17 protein-coding genes are annotated in these 19,925 nt (G+C 70.0%); 3 read left to right on the top strand and 14 right to left on the bottom strand.

Features of this window, described 5'->3' with window-relative positions; all coding sequences use genetic code 11:
* Positions 1 to 9: 9 nt before the first annotated feature.
* On the bottom strand, positions 10 to 2,364 hold the full coding sequence (locus VV867_RS15655; RefSeq protein WP_109934833.1) for a TonB-dependent receptor: 2,355 nt from the start codon (positions 2,362 to 2,364) through the stop codon (positions 10 to 12).
* 181 nt (positions 2,365 to 2,545) lie between these two features.
* Here VV867_RS15655 and VV867_RS15650 point away from each other — a divergent pair, with 181 nt between their 5' ends.
* Entirely contained in the window at positions 2,546 to 3,451 is a 906-nt protein-coding gene (locus tag VV867_RS15650; protein WP_328566920.1) for a LysR family transcriptional regulator, read from the top strand.
* A gap of 416 nt (positions 3,452 to 3,867) precedes the next feature.
* Positions 3,868 to 5,484, top strand: coding sequence for an alkaline phosphatase family protein (locus VV867_RS15645; RefSeq protein ID WP_328566919.1), 1,617 nt, complete (start codon positions 3,868 to 3,870; stop codon positions 5,482 to 5,484).
* A 4-nt stretch (positions 5,485 to 5,488) separates the two neighbouring features.
* Here VV867_RS15645 and VV867_RS15640 read toward each other — a convergent pair whose 3' ends face one another.
* The 8 genes from VV867_RS15640 to VV867_RS15605 all read right to left on the bottom strand — a co-directional run bounded on the left by VV867_RS15640 (position 5,489) and on the right by VV867_RS15605 (position 12,979).
* Complete coding sequence (locus VV867_RS15640; protein ID WP_328566918.1) at positions 5,489 to 5,767, bottom strand: gamma-butyrobetaine hydroxylase-like domain-containing protein; 279 nt, start codon at positions 5,765 to 5,767, stop codon at positions 5,489 to 5,491.
* On the bottom strand, positions 5,764 to 6,729 hold the full coding sequence (locus tag VV867_RS15635) for a HEAT repeat domain-containing protein (RefSeq protein ID WP_328566917.1): 966 nt from the start codon (positions 6,727 to 6,729) through the stop codon (positions 5,764 to 5,766). The genes VV867_RS15640 and VV867_RS15635 overlap by 4 nt, the downstream gene beginning before the upstream one ends.
* The gene (locus VV867_RS15630; RefSeq protein WP_328566916.1) at positions 6,726 to 7,580 is read right to left on the bottom strand and encodes an ABC transporter ATP-binding protein; all 855 of its coding nucleotides are present in this window, start codon (positions 7,578 to 7,580) and stop codon (positions 6,726 to 6,728) included. Before VV867_RS15630 ends, VV867_RS15635 begins: the two co-directional genes overlap by 4 nt.
* Positions 7,577 to 8,365 (bottom strand): ABC transporter permease, encoded by a 789-nt coding sequence (locus tag VV867_RS15625; protein WP_328566915.1) that lies wholly within the window; start codon positions 8,363 to 8,365, stop codon positions 7,577 to 7,579. Before VV867_RS15625 ends, VV867_RS15630 begins: the two co-directional genes overlap by 4 nt.
* A 48-nt stretch (positions 8,366 to 8,413) precedes the next feature.
* Positions 8,414 to 9,820, bottom strand: coding sequence for an ABC transporter substrate-binding protein (locus VV867_RS15620; RefSeq protein ID WP_328566914.1), 1,407 nt, complete (start codon positions 9,818 to 9,820; stop codon positions 8,414 to 8,416).
* Between the two features lie 173 nt (positions 9,821 to 9,993).
* Positions 9,994 to 10,239: a 4Fe-4S dicluster domain-containing protein gene (locus tag VV867_RS15615; protein WP_009622146.1), complete on the bottom strand. Its 246-nt coding sequence runs from the start codon at positions 10,237 to 10,239 to the stop codon at positions 9,994 to 9,996.
* A 251-nt stretch (positions 10,240 to 10,490) separates the two neighbouring features.
* On the bottom strand, positions 10,491 to 12,233 hold the full coding sequence (locus tag VV867_RS15610) for a fumarate reductase/succinate dehydrogenase flavoprotein subunit (RefSeq protein WP_328566913.1): 1,743 nt from the start codon (positions 12,231 to 12,233) through the stop codon (positions 10,491 to 10,493).
* Entirely contained in the window at positions 12,230 to 12,979 is a 750-nt protein-coding gene (locus VV867_RS15605) for a GntR family transcriptional regulator (RefSeq protein ID WP_328566912.1), read from the bottom strand. The genes VV867_RS15610 and VV867_RS15605 overlap by 4 nt, the downstream gene beginning before the upstream one ends.
* A gap of 893 nt (positions 12,980 to 13,872) precedes the next feature.
* Here VV867_RS15605 and VV867_RS15600 point away from each other — a divergent pair.
* Positions 13,873 to 14,832 (top strand): alpha/beta fold hydrolase, encoded by a 960-nt coding sequence (locus tag VV867_RS15600; protein ID WP_328566911.1) that lies wholly within the window; start codon positions 13,873 to 13,875, stop codon positions 14,830 to 14,832.
* Here VV867_RS15600 and VV867_RS15595 read toward each other — a convergent pair whose 3' ends face one another.
* From VV867_RS15595 to VV867_RS15575, 5 genes are read right to left on the bottom strand one after another with little or no spacing between them, the layout of a single operon-like run.
* Positions 14,833 to 16,047, bottom strand: coding sequence for an MFS transporter (locus VV867_RS15595; protein WP_328566910.1), 1,215 nt, complete (start codon positions 16,045 to 16,047; stop codon positions 14,833 to 14,835).
* A 29-nt stretch (positions 16,048 to 16,076) separates the two neighbouring features.
* Entirely contained in the window at positions 16,077 to 16,841 is a 765-nt protein-coding gene (locus VV867_RS15590) for an ABC transporter ATP-binding protein (RefSeq protein ID WP_109937361.1), read from the bottom strand.
* Positions 16,842 to 16,867: 26 nt separating this feature from the next.
* Positions 16,868 to 17,926, bottom strand: a complete 1,059-nt coding sequence (locus tag VV867_RS15585; protein WP_109936891.1) for a FecCD family ABC transporter permease — start codon at positions 17,924 to 17,926, stop codon at positions 16,868 to 16,870.
* On the bottom strand, positions 17,923 to 19,041 hold the full coding sequence (locus tag VV867_RS15580; RefSeq protein WP_109936892.1) for an ABC transporter substrate-binding protein: 1,119 nt from the start codon (positions 19,039 to 19,041) through the stop codon (positions 17,923 to 17,925). Before VV867_RS15580 ends, VV867_RS15585 begins: the two co-directional genes overlap by 4 nt.
* The gene (locus tag VV867_RS15575; RefSeq protein ID WP_109936893.1) at positions 19,034 to 19,924 is read right to left on the bottom strand and encodes a PepSY-associated TM helix domain-containing protein; all 891 of its coding nucleotides are present in this window, start codon (positions 19,922 to 19,924) and stop codon (positions 19,034 to 19,036) included. The genes VV867_RS15580 and VV867_RS15575 overlap by 8 nt, the downstream gene beginning before the upstream one ends.
* Position 19,925 lies beyond the last annotated feature (1 nt).

Here is a 19,925-nt window from a genome sequence, read left to right as displayed (position 1 = left end):
TAGCGGGGGTCAGAAGTCATAGCGGGCGGTTACGCCCAGGGTGCGCGGGGTGCCCAGCACGCCGGCGTAGCCGCCGTTGGCCGAGTTCCACAGGCTGGTGTAGTAGGTCTTGTCGAAGGCGTTCTTCAGCCACAGCGACAGGTCCCAGCGGCCGTCGCCGTAGTCGCCGCGCAGGCCCAGTGCGGTGTTGACGATGGCGTAGCTGGGGATCTGCCCGTAGTCGGAGTCGTCGATGGTGCCCACCGCCTTGGAGCGGAAGGCGTAGCTGGCGGTGACGTAGGGCTCCAGGTTGTCTTCCAGGCGCCACTTGTATTCGCCGTTGGCGTTGAAGATGTACTTGGAGGCGCCCACCACCTGGTGGCCGCTGAGGTCGCAGGAGGCCGGCGCGCCGGCCTGGAAGCCGACTTCCGGCGGGCAGGGGGCGTTCTTGTACGACAGGTAGCGCACGTCGTTGTAGGAGCCGTTGAGGTTCAGCGTCAGCCCGCGGACGGGCAGGGCGGTGGCCTCGAACTCCACCCCGCGCGAGCGCACGTCGCCGGCGTTGGTCAGGTAGGAGGTGCGGGTGGCCTCGTCGTAGGCGTTGGCCTGGTAGCCGTGGACCACGGTGGCGAACAGGTTGGCGTTGAGGATCAGGCGATGGTCGAACAGCGTGCTCTTGATCCCCAGCTCGGCGTCGTTGGCCCGCTCGCTGCCCACCAGCAGGGAGTCGGCGCCGGCGGTGGGGGCGCTGGCCACGGTCAGGTTCACCCCGCCGGACTTCTCGCCGTGGGACAGCGAGGCGTAGCCCATCAGGTTGTCCGTGAAGTGGTAGTTCAGGCTGAGCAGGCCCGAGGGCGAGAAGCTGTACACCGAAAGGTCGCCGGAATCGTAGGCGCCGGCCCGGCCATTGCGCGCAGCCAGGGCGGCGCCGCTGACGGTGGCCCCGCCGAGTGGCGCATCGCGGCCGACCGAGGCGGATTTCTCCTCGTAGGTGCCGCGCAGGCCGGCGGTGAAGTCCAGGCGGTCGGTCAGGTGCCAGGTACCCTGGGCGAACAGCGCGTAGCTGTCGGTGTCGATGTGCCCGTCGCCCAGGCTGGTGACGTTGGCCAGCGCGCCCGTGGCGGTGCCGTTCCAGATGTCCGCCTGCGGGCCGTAGAGGTTGAAGGAGTGGTTGTCCAGGTCCTGGCCGAAGTAGTAGGCGCCCAGCACGTAGTCGAAGAAGCCGCCGGTGGGCGAGGCCAGGCGCAGCTCCTGCGACCACTGCTTGTCGCGCACCGAGACGCCGGCGTTGTAGGCCGCGGCCACGTTCAGGCCGTCGTCGTTGCGCGGGGTGAAGTCCCACCAGCGGTAGGCGCTGATGGAGGTCAGGGTGAAGTCGTTGGCCAGCTTCCAGTTGGCCTCAAGCGAAGTGCCGCCCTGGAACACGGTGACGCGCTGGGCGGCGTCGAAGTTGACCTTGCGGTCGTCGCCGTATACCAGGCTGGCGCCGGCGGCGCGGGCGCGCTGCTCGTAGCGGTTGACGCCATTGATGGTCGGCCCGGTGCTGAACAGGGTGAGGATGCCGTTGCTGGAGTTCTCCTCGTTGTAGTCGCCGATCCAGCGCAGGCTGAAGTCCTCGTCGGGCTTGTACAGCAGCTGGCCGCGGAAGCCCTGGCGGGCGCCACCGTTGAGGGTGTTGCCGTCGAAGACGTTCTTCACGTAGCCGTCGTCGCGGGTGCGGTAGGCCGAGAAGCGCCCGGCCAGCTCGTCGGTGAGCGGCCCGGAAACCGTGGCCTTGCCCTGGAAGTAGCCGTCCTCGCCGCCGGACACCTCGACGCTGCGCTCGGGGGTGAAGCTGGGCAGGCGGGTGGAGATGTTGATCACCCCGGCGGTGGTGTTCTTGCCGAACAGCGTGCCCTGGGGCCCGCGCAGCACCTCCAGCTGCTCGATGTCCAGCAGGTCGAAGGAGGCCATGCCGGGGCGGCCCAGGTAGACGTTGTCCAGGTACAGGCCGACGCTGCCTTCCAGGCCGTCGCTGGCCGGGTTGTTGCCCAGGCCGCGGATGGACACGCTGGACTGCCGCGCGTGGACGTAGGCGACGTTGGTGCTGGGCACCAGCTGCTGCAGGTCCTGCACGCGGTAGATGCGCTGGCTTTCCAGTGTCTCGCCGCCGAGCACGCTCATGGCGGTGGGCACGTCCTGGGAGTTCTCTTCGCGGCGCCGCGAGGTCACGGTGACGGTGCCCAGGGTGCTGGCTTCGCCCTGGGCCTGGGCTTGGGTGGCGGCGTCCTGCGGGGTGGCTTCCTCGGCGTGCAAGGCGCCCATGGCCAGGCCGCCGGAGGCCAGCAGGATGGACAGCGGCAACAGCCGGCGGCGGAAGCGGGGCGCGGAATCTCGGTGGTGCATGGGATGGTCCTGGAGAAGAGGTCGTGTCGCGCAGGACCGGCTCGTCGGCCTGCAATCTTTTTTATTCCGTATCGATCTTTATTTATGTATTTCGATTTATTTACGGAATAAGAGATTGCCTTTATAAGAAGGCCGTCCACCTTCGGACAATTGCATTTGCCCAATATTTTTTATGTAGAAAATGCATATAGACCTTCGCCAGCTCCGCCACTTCATCGCCCTTGCCGAGCACCGCAGCTTCGTCGCCGCGGCCGACGCCGTGTGCCTGTCGCAATCGGCCTTCAGTCGCAGCATCCAGGCCCTGGAGCACAGCGCCGGCTGCCGCCTGGTGGACCGCGCGAGCAAGGAACTCAACCCCACCAAGCAGGGCCTGATCGTGCTGGAGCACGCGCGCCGGCTGGTCAGCGGCGCGCACAAGCTGGCCAACGAGATCGCCCTGTTCAACGGCCTGGAGGCGGGCGAGCTGCGCTTCGGCGCGGGGCCGGCACCGGCGACCTGGCTGGTGCCACGGGCCATAGCCGCGTTCAACGGCCGCTACCCCAAGGCGCGGGTGGTCTTCCAGGTGGAGCACTGGCAGGTGCTGGGCAAGCGCCTGCAGGGCGAGGACTTCGAGTTCTTCGTCGCCGACACCCGCCACTTCGAGGCCAACCCCGAGTACCGCACCCTGCGCCTGAAGCCGCGCAAGTGGCACTTCTGCTGCCGCCCCGGCCACCCGCTGGCCGGCCGCGGCACGGTGAGCGCGGCGGAACTGCTCAGCTATCCCATCGCCACCAACCTCAGCCCGCCGAACCTGCGCAAGGTACTGGTGGACCTCAGCGGCCGCCCGGACTTCCGCCCGGACATCGAGTGCGAGAACGGCCATGGCCTGAACGCCGTGGTGCTGGCCTCCAACGCCATCGGCATCGCCAGCGGCCTGGGCCAGGGCGCCGGGGAGCCGCTGGTGGCGCTGACGGTGGCGGAGCTGCCGGAGGACCTGGAGGAGCTGCATACGCGCTACGGCATCGTGTACCGCGCGGGCTACAGCCTGTCGCCGCTGGCCGAGGCGATGATCGGGGAGCTGCAGCGGATCGACGAGGAGACGGTGTAGGAGCAACTGTCTTGCTGCTCTTCGTAGGAGCGAGCTTGCTCGTGAATGGAGTTCACCGGCGGTTATGGCGTAGTGGGTTTACTCCGCTCCCTCTCCCCAGCCCTCTCCCTGAAGGGAGAGGGGGCAGTCCGTGCCGAGAGGAGGAATGGCTTCAGTCGGAAACCTTCGGTGCTGCCGGATGACTCCAGAACATCCAAGCACACCGAACGGTCCCCTCTCCCTTCAGGGAGAGGGTTAGGGAGAGGGCGCTCTCAAACCCAACACCAGTTCAACCGGGAAACTCCATTCGCGAGCAAGCTCGCTCCCACACCACGACCCCATTGCATTCCCTGCATGCAAATCTTGCTGCAAATGCGTTTGTCACCCGGCCCGGCAGCCGGCGAAATGGCGGCTCCATCCGTCATGCCGAACGCCCCATGAGCCAGCCCCAGCCCATCCGCAACGTCCTCTACATCATGTGCGACCAACTGCGTCGCGATTACCTGTCCTGCTACGGCCACCCGCACCTGCACACGCCGAACATCGACCGCCTGGCCGCCGAGGGCGTGCGCTTCGCCCGGGCCTACACCCAGGGCACCATCTGCGGGCCTTCGCGGATGTCGTCCTACACCGGGCGCTACGTCAGCAGCCACCAGGTGAGCTGGAACGCCGTGCCGCTGCCGCTGGAGGAGCTGACCCTGGGCGACTACCTGCGCCCGGCCGGCATCCGCACCGCGCTGGTGGGCAAGACCCACGCCACCGCCAACCTCGAAGGCATGCAGGCGCTGGGCGTGGACCCGCAGAGCGAGCGTGGCCTGCAACTGGCCGAGGCCGGCTTCGAGCCCTACGACCGCAACGACGGCATCTACCCCGACGGCGAACTGTTCGCCGACAAGCGTGAAAGCGCGCCCTACACCCACTACCTGCGCAGCCTCGGCTATACCGGCGACAATCCCTGGCACGACTGGGCCAACGCCGCCGAGGGCGCCAACGGCGAACTGCTCAGCGGCTGGCAGATGCGCAACTCCGGGCTGCCCACGCGCCTGCCGGAGCAGCACAGCGAGACCGTCTATACCACCGGCCGCGCCATCGACTTCATGCGCGAGCAGGGTGAGCGGCCCTGGTGCCTGCACCTGTCGTACATCAAGCCGCACTGGCCCTATATCGCGCCCGCCCCCTACCACGCGCTGTACGGCCCCGAGCATGTGCAGCCGGTACTGCGCGCGGCGCCGGGCGAGGAGAGCCGGCACCCGGTGTACCAGGCCTTCCAGCAGCACCAGGAGAGCCTGAACTTCTCCCGCGAGGACGTGCGCAACACCGTGATCCCCACCTACATGGGGCTCATCAGGCAGATCGACGACCAGCTCGGCCGGCTGTTCGACCACATGCAGGGCAGCGGCCGCTGGGACGACACCCTGATCGTATTCACCAGCGACCACGGCGACTACCTGGGCGACCACGGCCTGGGCGAGAAGGAGTTCCTGCTGGAGCCGGCGGTGGGCGTGCCGCTGCTGGTTCGCGACCCGCGCGCCGCCGCCGATACCACGCGGGGCACGGTGGAGCAGGCGCTGGTGCAGTCCATCGATGTGCTGCCGACCCTGCTCGACGCCTTCGCCGTGCCGGGCGCGGCGCACCGCGTCGAGGGCCGCTCGCTGCTGCCGCTGCTGCATGGCCACAGGCCGGCGGACTGGCGCGAATACGCCATCGCCGAATACGACTACGCCTTCCAGGCCCCGGCCCGCGAGCGCCTGGGCCGGCCCATCGACGCCTGCCGCATGTACATGGTGCGCAGCGAGCGCTGGAAGTACCTGGCCTACGACGGCTTCCGCCCGCAGTTGTTCGACCTGCAGGCGGACCCGGGCGAACTGCGCGACCTGGGCGCCGATCCGGCCCATGCGGACGTCCGCGAGCAGCACCAGGCCTACCTGTTCCAGTGGCTGCGCGGCCTGAAGCGGCGCACCACCATCAGCAACGAGGAGATCGACCTGCGCGGCCAGGCCTTCCGCTACGGCGAGCCGGAAGGCGGCAAGCTGGTGCGCATCGGCGAGTGGTAGCGGTTCAGCCCAGCTGGCGCAGGTAGCTCCAGGGGTAGATGCCGCGCTCGTGGCCGTCGTCGAACACCAGCTGCACGCCGTAGCCCTGCGGGTTGACGGCGCTCAGCCCGACCTCGGCGCCGACCAGCGCGATGCGCCCCTGCAGGCGCGCCGCGCGGCACTGCGAGCAGGGGCAGGCGCCGCGCAGGCGGGCGAAGGCGATGTGCTGCACCTCGCCGTCGTCCCAGTCGATGCGCAGCTCGCGCCCGGCGCTGGAGCGGTGCAGGGCACGGGGCGCGTTCATGCCGGCGCGCCCAACTGGGTGAGGGCGATGCGCACGGCCTTGCGCACTTCCGGGTCGCCATCGGCCTGGGCCGCTTGCAGGGCGGGCAGGGCGCGGATGTCGCCGAGTTCGCCGAGGGCCAGCGCGGCTTCCTTGCGCAGGTTGCTGATGGCGTGGCCGAGCAGTGCCTGCAGCGCCTCGCGGGCGGCCTGGTAGCGCAGGTTGCCGAGGGCGCGGGCGGCGCGCAGGCGCACCTGCCAGAAGTCGTCCTGCAGCGCCTGCAGCAAGGCTTCGCCGGCTTCCTGCAGGCCAAGCTTGCCGAGGGTGCCGGCGGCTTCCTCGCGGACCTTCCAGGCCTTGTCGTTCAGCGCGGCGCGCAGGGCCGGCAGCACGCTGGCGTCGCTGGCCAGGCCGAGGGCGCCGGCGGCGGCGCGGCGCACTTCGCTGTCGGCATCGTCGCTGGCCAGGGCGGCCAGGCGCGGCAGGGCCTCGATGCGCTTGAGCCAGCCGAGGATGCCCACCGCCTCGCGGCGCACGCCGGCATCGGCATCGTCCAGCGCGGCCAGGGCCGGCGCCACGCTTTCGTCCAGGCGCAGTTCGCGCAGGGCGCGCAGGGCACTGCGGCGGACGAAGGTGTCGGCGTGCTGCGCCCAGGGCAGCAGCAAGCGCCCGGCCTCGGCGGTCTTGAGTTCGCTGAGGCTTTGCGCGGCGGCTTCGCGCACGCTTTCGTCGCTGTCGGCCAGGGCCTGGCACAGGGCCTGGACCACTTCGGGTTCCTCCCAGGCCTCCAGCAGCCGCGCGGCTTCGGCGCGCACGGCGGCGGCCGGATCAATGGCCAGGGCCTGGGCCAGCCAGGGCAGGGCCTCGGGTTCTTCCAGGTCGGCCAGGTCGATGAGCGCGATGCGGCGCACGCCGGGGTCGGCGTGCTGCAGGCGCGGTTGCAGGTCGAGGATGTCGGGGTTGTCTGTGCTGAGCTCGGTCATATGGCGAATCGCGGTCGGTTGTGTTCGTTGTTCGGCAGGCCCAGGGGCGTCAGGCGCGGCAGCTGGCGGCCGTCCTCGTGGCGCAGCAGTTCCAGGCAGTGGCGTTTCAGGCGGGCGAACCCGGCGCTGGTCAGCAGGTCGGCGTGGCGCGGGCGCGGGAAGTCCAGGCGGATTTCCTCGAGGATGCGCCCCGGGCGCGGGCTCATGACCAGGATGCGGTCGGCGAGGAACAGCGCCTCGTCGATGTCGTGGGTGATGAACAGCACGCTGGTGCGCAGGCGCGTCCAGATGTCCAGCAGCAGCTCCTGCATCATCATCCGCGTCTGCGCGTCGAGGGCGCCGAAGGGTTCGTCCATCAGCAGCAGGCGCGGCTGGTTGATCAGCACCCGGGCGATCTCCACCCGCTGCTGCATGCCGCCGGAAAGCTGCGACGGCCAGCGCTGGGCGAAGCCTTCCAGGCCGACCAGCTGGAGCATTTCCTCGGCCCGCGCGTGGCGTTCGGCGCGGGGCACGCCGCGCATCTTCAGGCCGAAGGCGACGTTGTCGCGCACCCGTCGCCAGGGCAGCAGGGTGTGGTGCTGGAACACCATGCCGCGCTGCGGCGAGGGGCCGTTCACCGGCTGGCCGTCGACTTCCAGGCTGCCGCCGCTGGGGCGCAGGTGCCCGGCCAGCGCGCCGAGCAGGGTGGACTTGCCGCAGCCGGAGGGGCCGAGCACGCAGACGAATTCGCCGGGCTCGATGCTGAAACCGAGGGAGTGCACCGCCTCGAAGGCATCGCGGCCGTTGCCCAGGTGGATCGACAGGTTGTCGACGCGCACGTGCCCGGCGGGGAGGTTCTCCGGCAGGCTCATGGCTTGCCTCCGGCCTGGCGCTGCCAGGGCGTGGCCAGGGCGCCGAGCTGGCGCACCAGCAGGCTGCTGGCCATGCCGAGCACGCCGATGAGCAGCATGCCGACGACGATGTCGGGGTAGTTCTGCAAGGTGTAGGACTCCCAGGTGTAGTAGCCGATGCCCCATTGCCCGGAGATCATCTCGGCGGTCACCAGGCAGAACCAGGAGGTGCCCATGCCGATGACAAGGCCCGTGACTATGCTCGGCAGGGCGCCGGGCAGCACCACCTCGCGCAGCAGCGCCAGGCGCCCGGCGCCGAGGCTGCGGGCCGAGGCGAGCAGGCGCGGGTCCACCGCCTCGACACCGTGGATGGTGTTGAGCAGGATCGGGAACAGCGCGCCGGTGAAGGTGATGAATATCATCGACAGCTCGGAGCTGGGGAACATCAGGATCGCCAGCGGGATCCACGCCACCGCCGGGATCGGCCGCAGCACTTCCAGCGGCGGCAGCAGGCTGTCGCGGGCCCAGCGGCCGCGGCCGATGGCCAGGCCGAGGAGCACGCCGACGACGGCCGCCAGCAGGTAGCCGGCCAGCACCCGCGCCAGGCTGCTGCCCAGGTGCCGGCCGAGCTTGCTGGACTGCGCCAGTTGCCAGGCCGCGTCGAGCACCTCGCGCGGGCCGGGGACGTTGGCGAAGGTGACGATGCCGAGGTTCAGGTGGCGCGCGCTGGCCAGTTGCCAGAGCGCCACGCAGAGCAGCAGCGAGGCCAGGCGCAGGCTCCAGCGGGTCAGGTTGTTCAGGTTCATCTTCGAGGCTCCGCAAGGGCCCGGCGCGCGCAGCGCCGGGCGGGGACGTCAGCGGCTGGCCAGCGCTTGCTGGCTGGCGCCGGCGAAGTCGCGCACCTCGCCGCCGTTGCTCTGCGCGTAGCGTTCGGCCTGTTCCTTGAGCAGGAAGGCGTTCAACGCGCCGTCCTTGCCCTGGACGAACCAGGCCTGGCTGGCCAGCAGCTTGATGCCGCTGTCGCTGGCCTGGGCGTACACCGCGCGGACTTCCTTGCCCTGCTGCTTGAGCTTGGCCAGCTCACCCAGGGCTTCCTGCGCCGAGGCATAGCTGCGCACCCTGGGCTCGCCGCGCACCCAGATCTGCGCGACGTGGCGCGCATCGTCGATGGCCTTGCCGGTCAGCGCGTCCTTCGCGGTCAGCGGCTGCTGGGCGTAGTTCTTCAGCGCGGCGTCGTAGTCGGCGCCGGCGGCCTTGAAGGCGGCGCGGATGTAGCGGTCGTCGACGAACTGCTCGACGTTCAGCCCGCGGTCGGCCTTCTTCAGCAGCTTCAGGGTGTCGATGGCGGTGGCCACGGCCTGGCGGTATTCCGGCTTCCAGGTCAGGTCGCGGGTCTGCAGGCCGAGCGGGCCGTGGAACAGGTAGTTCACCTCGGCGGGGATGCCGGCGACCTTCTCGATCAGCTCGCTGTACTTCTCCGGTTCCGCGGCCAGCAGCTGGTTGGCCTCGTAGGTGGCGCGCAGGTAGGCCTCGACGATCTCCGGGTACTGCTGGGCGTAGTCGGCTGCCACCAGCGCGCCGTGGAAGGTCGGCGCCTTGGCCTGGGAGCCGTCGTAGATCTTGCGGGCGATGCCGCGGCTCTCGAACAGCTCGGCGAAGGGCACGAAGTCGGCGTGGGCGGCGATCTTCCCGGCCTGCAGGGCGGAGCCGGCGACTTCCGGCGGTTGCGCGATGATGGTCACGTCCTTGTCCGGGTCCCAGCCTTGCGCGGCGATGGCGCGCAGCAGCAGGCCGTGGGCGGTGGAGGCGAAGGGCACGGAAATGGTCTGGCCCTTGAGTTCGGCCAGCGACTGCACCTTGGACGAGGCCGGCACCACGATGCCGTTGCCGCTGCCCTCGATGCTGCCGGAGAGCACGCTGATGAACAGGCTGCGCTTGCCGGCGGCTTCAAAGGCCACGCCGTTGAGCGAGCCGGGGAAGTCGGCCATGGCGCCGAAGTCCAGCTTGCCGGCGACCATCTCGTTGGTCAGCGGCGCGCCGCTGGTGAAGTTCTTCCACTGGATGTCGTACTGCGCGTCCTTGTACTTGCCGTCGTGGGGCAGGTACTTGGGCAGCAGGTTCAGCTCGCGGACCAGCAGGCCGCCGGCGGCGCAGTTGATGGTGGTGTCCTGGGTGCCGATGGCGACGCGAATGGTCTCGGCATGTGCCGAAAGGCTGGCGATGGCCAGCGCGAGGCCGGCCAGGGTAGTGCGCAAGGTCATGGGTGTTCCCCTCGAATCATCAGTGTTGGAATCGTCTCCGCCGCCGGTGTGCGGTGGGAAACGAGGGGCGGTGCATCAGGCGTCCGGTGGCGTGTCCGGTTGTCGTTGTGGGTGTAGGAGCGCGCCCTGCGCGCGAATCGCGGGCAGGGCCCGCTCCTACAGGGAAGCGTCGCTCAACGCAGCAGGTAGGGGATTTCCACCTTCACCGCGCCGGTCGGGCAGTCCTTCTCGCAGGGCATGCAGTACCAGCATTCGTCGAAGGCCATGTAGGCCTTCTGGGTGGCGGGGTTGATCGCCAGCAGGTCCATCGGGCAGACCTCGACGCAGACGGTGCAGCCCTTGTCGGCGATGCACTTGTCCTCGTCCACGGTCACCGGGGCGCTGGAGCGGAAGAAGATTTCCTGGGGCTGGTGGGGCATGGCACGGTTCCTCGTGGTGTTGCTGGCCGGTCTTGGTGCCGGTGGTCTGGTGGTTCAGGGAAGGTTCGGCGCTTGGCTCGCCACCCTCTCCCTAACCCTCGGCTGCGCGCCCCGCCCTGAAGGGAGAGGGGACTGTCCTGAGCGATGGATATTTCCGCGCTCGCCGGCTGACTCCGTCAGTGCCGCTCGCGCCGAACAGCGCCCTCTCCCGCTTGCGGGAGAGGGCGGGGGGAGAGGGGCTCCTAGGGCTCCTAGGCCGCCTCGTTCTTCACCCGCAACCGCCCGTAGGCCTTCTGCTCCTCATCGTCCAAGGCGATCAGGTACGGCTCCACCGGCTTCTTGAAGCTGGTCATGGCACCGCTCTCGTCCTTCTTCAGGTGCGCATGGCAGAACCACTCGGCGTCGTTGCGCTGCGGGTAGTCCACGCGGTGGTGGTACAGGCCCCAGCGGCTCTCGGTGCGGAACAGCGAGGCGCGCGCGGCCATCTCGGCGCAGTCGCGGATCACGCTGACTTCCATGGCGCGCATCAACTCGTGGGCGTTGTTCGCCTTCAGCTGCTGCAGGTCGTGGCCGATCTCGGCGAAACGCTGCAGGCCGATCTCCATTTTCCTGGTCACCTTCGGCGGCTGCAGGTAGTCGTTGACCATGCGCCGCAGCTTGTACTCCACCTGCGCCGGCGGCAGGCCGTGCTCGCGCCCGAGCGGGGCGAAGACGCGTTCGCGCTCGCGTTCCACCTGGGCCCGGTCGACTTCGCTGAAGTCCCGTTCGGCCACGTACTGCGCGGCGTTCCGCCCGGCGAACCAGCCGTAGGTGAAGGCGCCGAGCATGTAGTTGTGCGGCACCGCGGCCATGTCGCCGGCGGCGTACAGGCCCTGGACGCTGGTCTCGGCCTTCTCGTTGACCCACACCCCCGAGGCCGAGTGGCCGGAACAGAAGCCGATCTCGGAGATGTGCATCTCGACCATCTGGCTGCGGTAGTCGGTGCCGCGGTTGGCGTGGAACTGGCCGCGGCTGGGGCGCTCGTTGCCGTGGAGGATGTCCTCGATGGTCTGGATGGTTTCCTCGGCCAGGTGGTCCAGCTTGAGGAACACCGGGCCGTTGCCGCCTTCCAGCTCCTGGTGGAACTCCCACATCATCTGCCCGCTCCAGTAGTCGCACTCGATGAAGCGCTCGCCCTTGGAGTTGGCGGTGTAGCCGCCCAGCGGGCCGGTGACGTAGGCGCAGGCCGGGCCGTTGTAGTCCTTGATCAGCGGGTTGATCTGGAAGCATTCCAGGTTCGCCAGCTCCGCCCCGGCGTGGTAGGCCATGGCGTAGCCATCGCCGGCGTTGGTCGGGTTCTCGTAGGTGCCCATCAGGTAGCCGGAGGCGGGCAGGCCCAGGCGCCCGGCGGCGCCGCAGGCGAGGATCACCGCCTTGGCGCGGATCACCTGGAACTGCGCCGTGCGGCAGTCGAAGCCGAGCAGGCCGTTGACCGCGCCCTCGGCGTCGGTGAGCAGGCGCGTGGCCACCAGGCGGTTGGTGATCTCCACCCGCGCGCGCTTGAGCTGGCGGTACAGCACCTTCTTGATGTCGTGGCCCTCGGGCATCGGCAGCACGTAGGCGCCCATGTGGTGGACCTTCTTCACCGCGTAGTCGCCGACCTCGTCCTTCTCGAACTTCACGCCCCAGCGGTCGAGTTGCTCGATGGTCTCGAAGCTGTGGGTGGCATAGGCGTAGACGGCGGCCTGGTTGACGATGCCGTCGTTGGCCACGGTGATTTCCTTGGTGTACTGCTCGGGCGTGGCGTGGCCGGGGATGACGGCGTTGTTCAGGCCGTCCATGCCCATGCTGATGGCGCCGCTGCGCTTGACGTTGGCCTTGTCCACCAGCAGCACGCGCAGCTCGCGGTTGGCTTCCTTGGCCTTGATCGCCGCCATCGGGCCGGCGGTGCCGCCGCCGATGACGACGATGTCGTAGGCGCTTTCCTTGTCTTCGGGGAGGTCGATGTGGCTCATGTTTGCGGGCCCTTGTGGCGGTCGATGCGCAGGCGGTACTGGAAGGCGTCGCCGCGGTAGTAGAGATGTTCGTAGTCCAGCGGCTGGCCGTCGGCGGTGTGGGTGAGGCGCTCGATGCGCATCACCGGCGAGCCTTCCTCCACCTCCAGGGCGGCGGCCAGCTCGGCGTCGGCGAGGATGGCGTCGATGGCCAGGTCGGCGTGGCCCAGGGGCTGCGCGCAGTCGTTCTCGAGGATCAGGAAGATGTCGCGGGTCACCAGGTCGGCCTTCTCCAGGCGCCGGCCGATGGCCTCGGGCAGGTAGGTGACCTCCAGCGACACCAGCTCGCGGTTGACCAGGCGCGCACGCTTGATCTGCGCGACCGTGTCGCCCTCGGCCACCTGCAGGCGCGCGGCCACCTGGGCGTCGGCCGGCACGAAGCGGAAGCTGCGCAGGCGGTTGATCACCTCGTAGCCGCGCTGGCCCATGGACTCGGCCAGGCCCTGCAGGGTGCTGACGTTCTGGAACGCCTTGGGCTTGGCTACGAAGGTGCCCTTGCCGTGGATCTTGAAGATCAGCCCTTCCTTCTGCAGGTCGCCCAGGGCCTGGCGCACGGTGATGCGGCTGACGGCGTACGCCTTGCCCAGCTCGGCCTCGGAGGGCATGCGGCTGAGGGGCGGGTAGCTGCCGTCGAGGATGCGCGTGCGCAGCAGTTCCTTGAGCTGGCTGTACAGGGGGATGGGGGAGAGGGGGAGCAGTTCGGTCATGGCTATGACTTGTTATGACGAGTTGTGGGGCGACTATAGGGGAATAAGAATCCGGGTGGGAAAGATCGGATTTGCATATGGATATGCGCGGGCATGGGGGGAGTCCGCTCCTACGAGGGGAGAATGCCATGCCTTCCTGCCGCCTGTAGGAGCCAGTGTCTATTGGGTTCCCGCGTTCGCGGGAACCCTATTGGCTTGGGGCTTGGTGTAGCGCGCCGCTCCGAGTGTTCGGATATCTCTTGTTTCGCCCCCTCGGGCGAGTCACTTTTGTCAGTCGCCACAAAAGTAACCAAAAAGGCTTGCCCCGCATACGGGCCCGATGGAGCCGGGCTACCCTCGCGAATTCCCCCGCCACGGAGGCCCGCCCCGACAGCACGTCCCTGTGCTGATCGGGGCTCTAGCGACATCCATGTCGCATGACCTCCTGAGCGCCGGTTTCGCTCGGCCTTCTGAAGGGGCGTTCCGGTGCGCTCGGTTGTTTCGCTGGAAATCCAAAAACCAGAGCAAGAGCCGCTCTTGCTCTTCGTAGGAGCGAGCTTGCTCGCGAACCCCGCAGTCACTGGGTTATTCCCCTTCGGGCCAGCGCAAGCGCTGTTCGCGATGGAGCCGCGTCCCGCGTTCGCGGGAATGACGGGGTGGGGTTAGGTGTTTTCAGGATGACTCAGGATTCTCTCCCCGCTCAGGACAGCCCCCTCTCCCGCTTGCGGGAGAGGGTTGGGGAGAGGGCGCTTTTGAACCCAACGCCTACGTCACCTGGAAACACGATTGTAGGAGCGGACTCCGTCCGCGATCATCCATCCCACGATTCCCATGCCCAACCATTCGCCAGGCGAATACGAATGACGCCATGCGCCACCCTTGCTAGCGTCCCGACAAAAGCCCGGAGACTCGCCATGCAGCCCCTCGAACGACGCACCCTGCCGGTCAACGGCATCCACCTGTGCGTGCACATCGCCGGCCCGGAGGCGGGCCGCCCGGTCTGGCTGCTGCACGGCTTCCCCGAGTGCTGGCACTCCTGGCGCGCCCAGATACCGGCCCTGGTGCGGGCCGGCTATCGCGTACATGTGCCGGAGATGCGCGGCTACGGCCGCAGCGATGCGCCCGAGCCCGTCGAGGCCTATGACCTGCAGAGCCTCTGCGGCGACATCCTCGGCGCCATGGACGCCCTCGGCCAGGCCCGCGCGGCGGTGGTCGGCCACGACTGGGGCGCCTTGGTGGCCTGGCACCTGGCCCTGCTCGCGCCGCAGCGGGTGGAGGCCCTGGCCACGCTTTCTGTGCCCTATGCCGGGCGGCCGAAGCGGCCGGCCACGCAGATCCTGCGCGAGGTCTTCGCCGGGCGTTTCAACTACATCCTCTACTTCCAGCAGCCGGGCCTGGCCGAGGCCGAGCTGGACGCCGATATCGAGCGCAGCCTGCGCCTGTTCTTCCGCGATGCCGGCGAGGGCGACCCCTTCCTCCAGGACAAGCCCGCCGACGCGCGGCTGTTCGACGGCCTGCCGACGCCGCGGGAGCTGCCGGCCTGGTGCAGCGAGGCGGACCTGGCGTACTACATCGAGACCTTCGCCGGCCGCGGTTTCCGCGGGGCGCTCAACTGGTACCGCAACTTCGAGCGCAACTGGCGCTTCAGCGAGCCCCTGGCCGGCCAACTGGTCAAGCCGCCGACGCTGTTCCTGGTGGGCGACCGTGACCCGGTGGCGAGCCTGGAGGCCTACACCCTGAAGCGCATGCCCGAGGTGGTGCCGGCCCTGGAGCAGCACCGCCTGCAAGGCTGCGGCCACTGGATCCAGAACGAGCGCCCGGCCGAGGTGAATGCCTTGCTGCTGGACTTCCTCGGCCGTCACCACCCGGCCTGATCAGGCCGCCGCGGCGGGCGCCCGCGCGCCTTCCGGCCAGGCCGCCACCAGCACCAGCAGGGCGCCGACCAGCAGGTACGGCAGGCGCGGCTCCAGGCCGTAGAGCAGGCTGCCGGCCAGCGGGCCGAGCACCACGCCCAGGCCCTGGGCGGCACCCATGGAGCCGGCGGTGGAGCCTTGCTCGTCGGCATTCACCGCATTGGCCGCCAGCGCCGAGAAGGCCGGGAACACCCAGCCCATGCCCGCCGCGGCGACGAAGAAGGCCAGCCACAGCTGCCAGGCCTGCAGCGCCAGGCAGGTGCCGGCGAAGCCGATGCCGGCCACCAGCGCGCCGACGCGGATCAACCGCTGCGGCGCCCAGTCCAGGCGGCGCACCAGCAACTGCGCGAGGATCAGCGCCACGCCCACGGTGGTCAGCGCCACCCCGGCGGCCTGGGCCGCTTCGCCCGGCGCCAGGCCCAGGCGGTCGAGGGCGAAGAAGCCCACGGTGATCTGCGCCACCGCCACGCAGAACATGGCGACGAAGGCCACCAGCATCGGCCGGCGCAGGCGCGCATCGCCCAGGCGGATGCTCTGCGCCACGCGCTGCAGGTGGTGCTCCTGGCGTTGCAGGCGGGCGTAGAGCACGCCAAAGCCCAGCAACGGCAGCACGCTCATGGCGTACAGCGGCAGGCTCAGGCTGTGCCGGGCGAGCAGGGCGGCGATGGCCGGGCCTAGCACCATGCCCACGGCATTGGCTGCGCCCAGGCTGGCCAGGGCGGCGGCGCGCTGCCGTGGCGGGTAGTTGTCGGCCACCAGCGCCTGCCCGGCGGCCGGCAGCGCAGCATAGAAGGCGCCCACCGCGCCACGTCCGAGCAGCAGGCCGAGGAACGACAGCGCGGCGATGGGCTGCAGGCGCAGGGCGGTGTCGACGAAGACCGCCAGCAGCACGTAGGACAAGGTCACCCCGGCGCTGCCCAGCAGCAGGATGCGCCGCCGCCCCAGGCGGTCGCTGGCGTTGCCCCAGGGCCGCGCCAGCAGCAGCCAGAGCACGCCGGACACGGTGACCGCGGCGCCGGCCTGCCAGGCCTGCAGGCCGAGCACCCGGGCGATGGGCCCGACCAGCGAGACGAAGGCCATCATCGCCATGGTCCCGGCCATGGTGGAGAACAATAGCGGGCGAAGGTCGAAGGACGCCTCGGCGGTGGCGGGGACGGCGTCGGGGGTTTCGGACATGGGGGGCTCCTGGGTAGTGGGAAGAGGGTTCAAGGGCGCAGGCGCCCCTCGACCAGCAGCAGGCCGCGGTCGCGCACCCGCTCGACGCTGCCGCGTACGCCGTACACCTCGCGCAGCAGGCGTGCGTCTATCACCTCGGCGGGCGCTCCGGCGGCGGCCAGCCCGCCCTGGTGCAGGACCAGCACCCGGTCGGCGCAGGCCAGGGCCAGGTTGATGTCGTGCACCACCATCAGGCTGATCAGCCCGCGCGCCCGGGTGGCCTCGACTATCGCTTCGGCCACCTGGCATTGATGGTACAGGTCCAGGGCGCTGGTGGGCTCGTCCAGCAACAGCACCCGCGGGCGCCGCACCAGGGCCTGGGCCAGGCCGACCAGTTGGCGCTGGCCGCCGGACAGGGCGTCGATGGGGCGGTCGGCGAGCGTCGTCAGGTCCAGCGCCGCCAGCGCCTGCTCGATGCCGCGCAGGGTTTCCGCGTCGGGGTGCCCGCCGCCCAGCAGCGACAGGCTGCGCCCGGCCATGGCCGCCGCCAGCACCGCTTCGAAGGCGCACAGGCGGGTGCGCTCCGGCAGGCTCTGCGGCAGGTAGACCACCTGCCGCGCGCGCTCGGCCAGGGGCAGGCGGCCGAGGTCGACATTGTCCAGCAGTACCCGCCCGGCGATTGGCTGCAGGCCGGCGATGCCGCGCAGCAGCGTGGACTTGCCGGCGCCGTTGGGGCCGATGAGGGCGGTCAGGCTGCCCGGCTGCAACGCCGGCAGGTCCAGGTCGCGAAGGATGCGCCGGGCGCCGTAGCCCATGCTCAGCCGTTCGATGTGCAGGCCGTTCACCGGATACCTCCACGCTGGCGCAGGACGATGGCCATGAAGAAGGGAATGCCCACCAGGGCCGTGACTATGCCCACCGGCACCAGCACGCCCGGCACCAGGGTCTTGCTGGCCAGCGACGACAGCGACAGGATCAGCGCGCCGGCCAGGGCGCTGGCGGGGATGAACAGGCGGTGGTCCTCGCCCACCAGCAGCCGCGCGATGTGCGGCGCCACCAGGCCGATGAAACCGATGGTGCCGACGAAGGACACCGCCAGCGCCGCCAGCAGGCTGATGCGCAGCAGGCTGAACAGGCGCAGGCGGCCGACGTCCACGCCGAAGCTGCGGGCGCGTTCCTCGCCCAGGCTCAGGGCCGTTAGCGCCCAGCTCTGGCGCAGGGCGAAGGGCAGGCACAGCAGCAGCGCCAGGGCCATGGCCGCGAGCTTCGCCCAACTGGCCCGGGCCAGGCTACCGAGGCTCCAGAACACCAGTTGCTGCAGGCTGTCCTGGCTGGCGACGAACTGCAGCAGCGCCACCAGGGCATTGAAGGCGAACACCAGGGCGATGCCGAACAGCACCAGGCTCTCCACGCCGAACCCGCGCCAGCGCGCCAGGGCATAGAGCAGCGCCACCGAGGCGAGGGCGAAGACGAAGGCGTTGGCCGAGATCAGGTACTGCGCCGGTACGCCCGGAATGCCCAGTTGCAGCACGATGGCCAGGGCCGCGCCGAACGAGGCCGCCGCCGACACGCCGAGGGTGAAGGGACTGGCCAGCGGGTTGTCGAGCACCGTCTGCATCTCCGCGCCGGCCAGCGCCAGGCCGGCGCCGACCAGTACCGCCATGAGCGCATAGGGCAGGCGCACCGACCAGACGATCACCGCTTCCACCCTGGGCACCGCGTCGGGGTCCCAGAGAATCAGCAGCAGGCGCGACAACTCCAGCGCCGAGGGGCCGCTGGCGACGTCCAGGGCCAGGCTGGCGAGCAGCGCCAGGCCCAGGCCCAGCAGCGCCAGGCGGCGGCGGGCGAAGCGCCGCCGGTAGCCGGCCGCGGCGCCTTCGTGGGAAAGCGACAGGCTCATGGCTGCAGGCTGACGGTGAACACGCCGCCGGGCGGGATCGGCATGAAGCGCCGGTACAGCTCCTCGCGGGTGCGCTCGGGGTCGAGGTCGGCGAACAGCGCCGGGTGCAGCCACTTGGCCAGGGCCTGGGCGGCGACCAGGTGTTCCGGCGAGTCGTAGAAGATGTGCCACATGGCGTGCACGTGGCCCTCGCGCACCGCGCGCAACTCGTTCAGCGGCGGGCGCCTGGCGATCTGCGCCAGGCTGTCGCGGGCCTGCTCGGGGGTGGCGGTATAGCCGAGGGTGACGCCGCCGCGGCCGGCGCCGAATACCCCGGTGGCCACGTACTGCTCGGGGTCGCTGGCGAGGATGTATTCCGGGTTGAGGGTGCCGATGGCGCCGGGGATACGCCCGGCGCCGATGTTCTGCCCGCCGGCCAGCTCGATCAGTTCGCCGAAGTTGCCGCGTCCGGGCGAGCCGCAGCAGTCCTGCAGGCCGGCGAGCATGTCGATGAACAGCTTCGGGCGCTCGAGCTCGCCGCGCGCCTCGGCCGCGGCCAGGGGCTGGCGCACGGCGTCGATGGCCTGCTGGTAGAAGGCGATGAACGCCTCGGCGCGCTGCTGCCGGCCCAGGGCTTCGCCGAGCAGGCGGATGCTCGGCACGGTGTTGAGCAGCGGATGCTCGCTGAAGTCGACGAACAGCACCGCCACCCCGGCCGCCTCCAGCTGGCCCACGGCCTCGCTGCCGGGGCCCGGGCCGTGGCCGCCGCTGAGCGCCAGCAGCACCAGGTCCGGGTGCACGGCCAGGGCCTTCTCGACGCTGAAGGTATCGGCCGAGGTGCCGCCCACCAGCGGCACCTGGTCCGCCTGCGGGAAGCGCGCGCGGTAGGCCGCGTAGCCCTGCACGTCGAGGCCGCGGAAGTCGCCCTGCCAGCCGGCTATGCGGGCGAAGGGGTCCGCACCCTCGAGTAGCGACAGCGAGTAGATCATGCGGCCTTCGCCAAGCAGCACGCGCTTGACCTGGGCCGGCACCTCGACCTTGCGTCCGGCGAGGTCGGTGAGGGTGGCCGCCAGGGCCGGCGTGCACAGGAGCAACAGCAGCAGGCCACGGCAGGCCTGTTTCAGGAGGCTAATCATGGGATGGGTTTCCTTGCGTGGAGGGAAGGGCCTGGCGCGCCGGGCGGCGGCGCCACCACAGCAGCAGGCCGGTGAGGTACAGCACGGGCAGGGCGAGCCCGGCGAGGAAGGCGATGGCCATGCCCGCGGTGCCGAGGCCCAGTCGCCCGTGCAGGGCCGAGAGCAGGGGCTTCGGTGTCGTGGTGGTGAAGCCCGGCGGCAGGGCCAGCCAGGCACCGGTAAGGGCGATCAGCAGCAGCGGCAGGTACAGCCAGGCGGCGCAGAGGTTGTGCCATTCCCGCAGCCGCCGCGTACCCCGGCTGCCACGCCGCAGGTTGGCAGCCGCCCACCAGTTGCGCCGCCCCGGCCACCACAGGTACAGGCCGCTGAGCAGCGACAGGCAGAGCACGCCGCCACACAGCGCCAGCAGCGGCGAGCCGACCGCTGGCGGCAGCAGCAGGCTGCGGTGCAGCGCGACCCCCTTGGCCAGCCACAGGTCGTCGAAGACGAAGAAGGCCCGCGGCTCGCCGTCGTAAGGGTCGAGCATGGCCACAGCGGTGCCCGGGCGGTCGACCAGGGTGCCGAAGACCAGGGCGTTGTCGCTGGTCAGGAAGCCCTGGCGCGGCGCGGCGCTGCCGAGGATACGGGCGAAGCGCGGGTAGGCTTGCCGGGCGCGCTCGCGCAGTGCAGCGTCACCAAGGGCTATGGCGCTGGCGGCATGGGGCTTGGCGCTGAGCGCGGCCGCGCCCAGCTCCCAGCGCAGGATGGGCCCGCGCAGCTCCAGCAGCGCACCGCTGGCGCCCAGCAGCGCCAGCGGCAGGCCGAACAGCAGCGCCAGCCAGCGGTGCAGGGCCAGCCAGGCACGATGCCGGCCGGCCCTGGTCGATACCCGCGGATCTGCCATC

The organism is Pseudomonas sp. JH-2 (genome assembly GCF_036231725.1).
Classification (GTDB): domain Bacteria; phylum Pseudomonadota; class Gammaproteobacteria; order Pseudomonadales; family Pseudomonadaceae; genus Pseudomonas; species Pseudomonas delhiensis.
The sequence above is the reverse complement of the archived record's forward strand: the minus strand, read 5'-3'. Positions and strand labels throughout refer to the sequence as shown.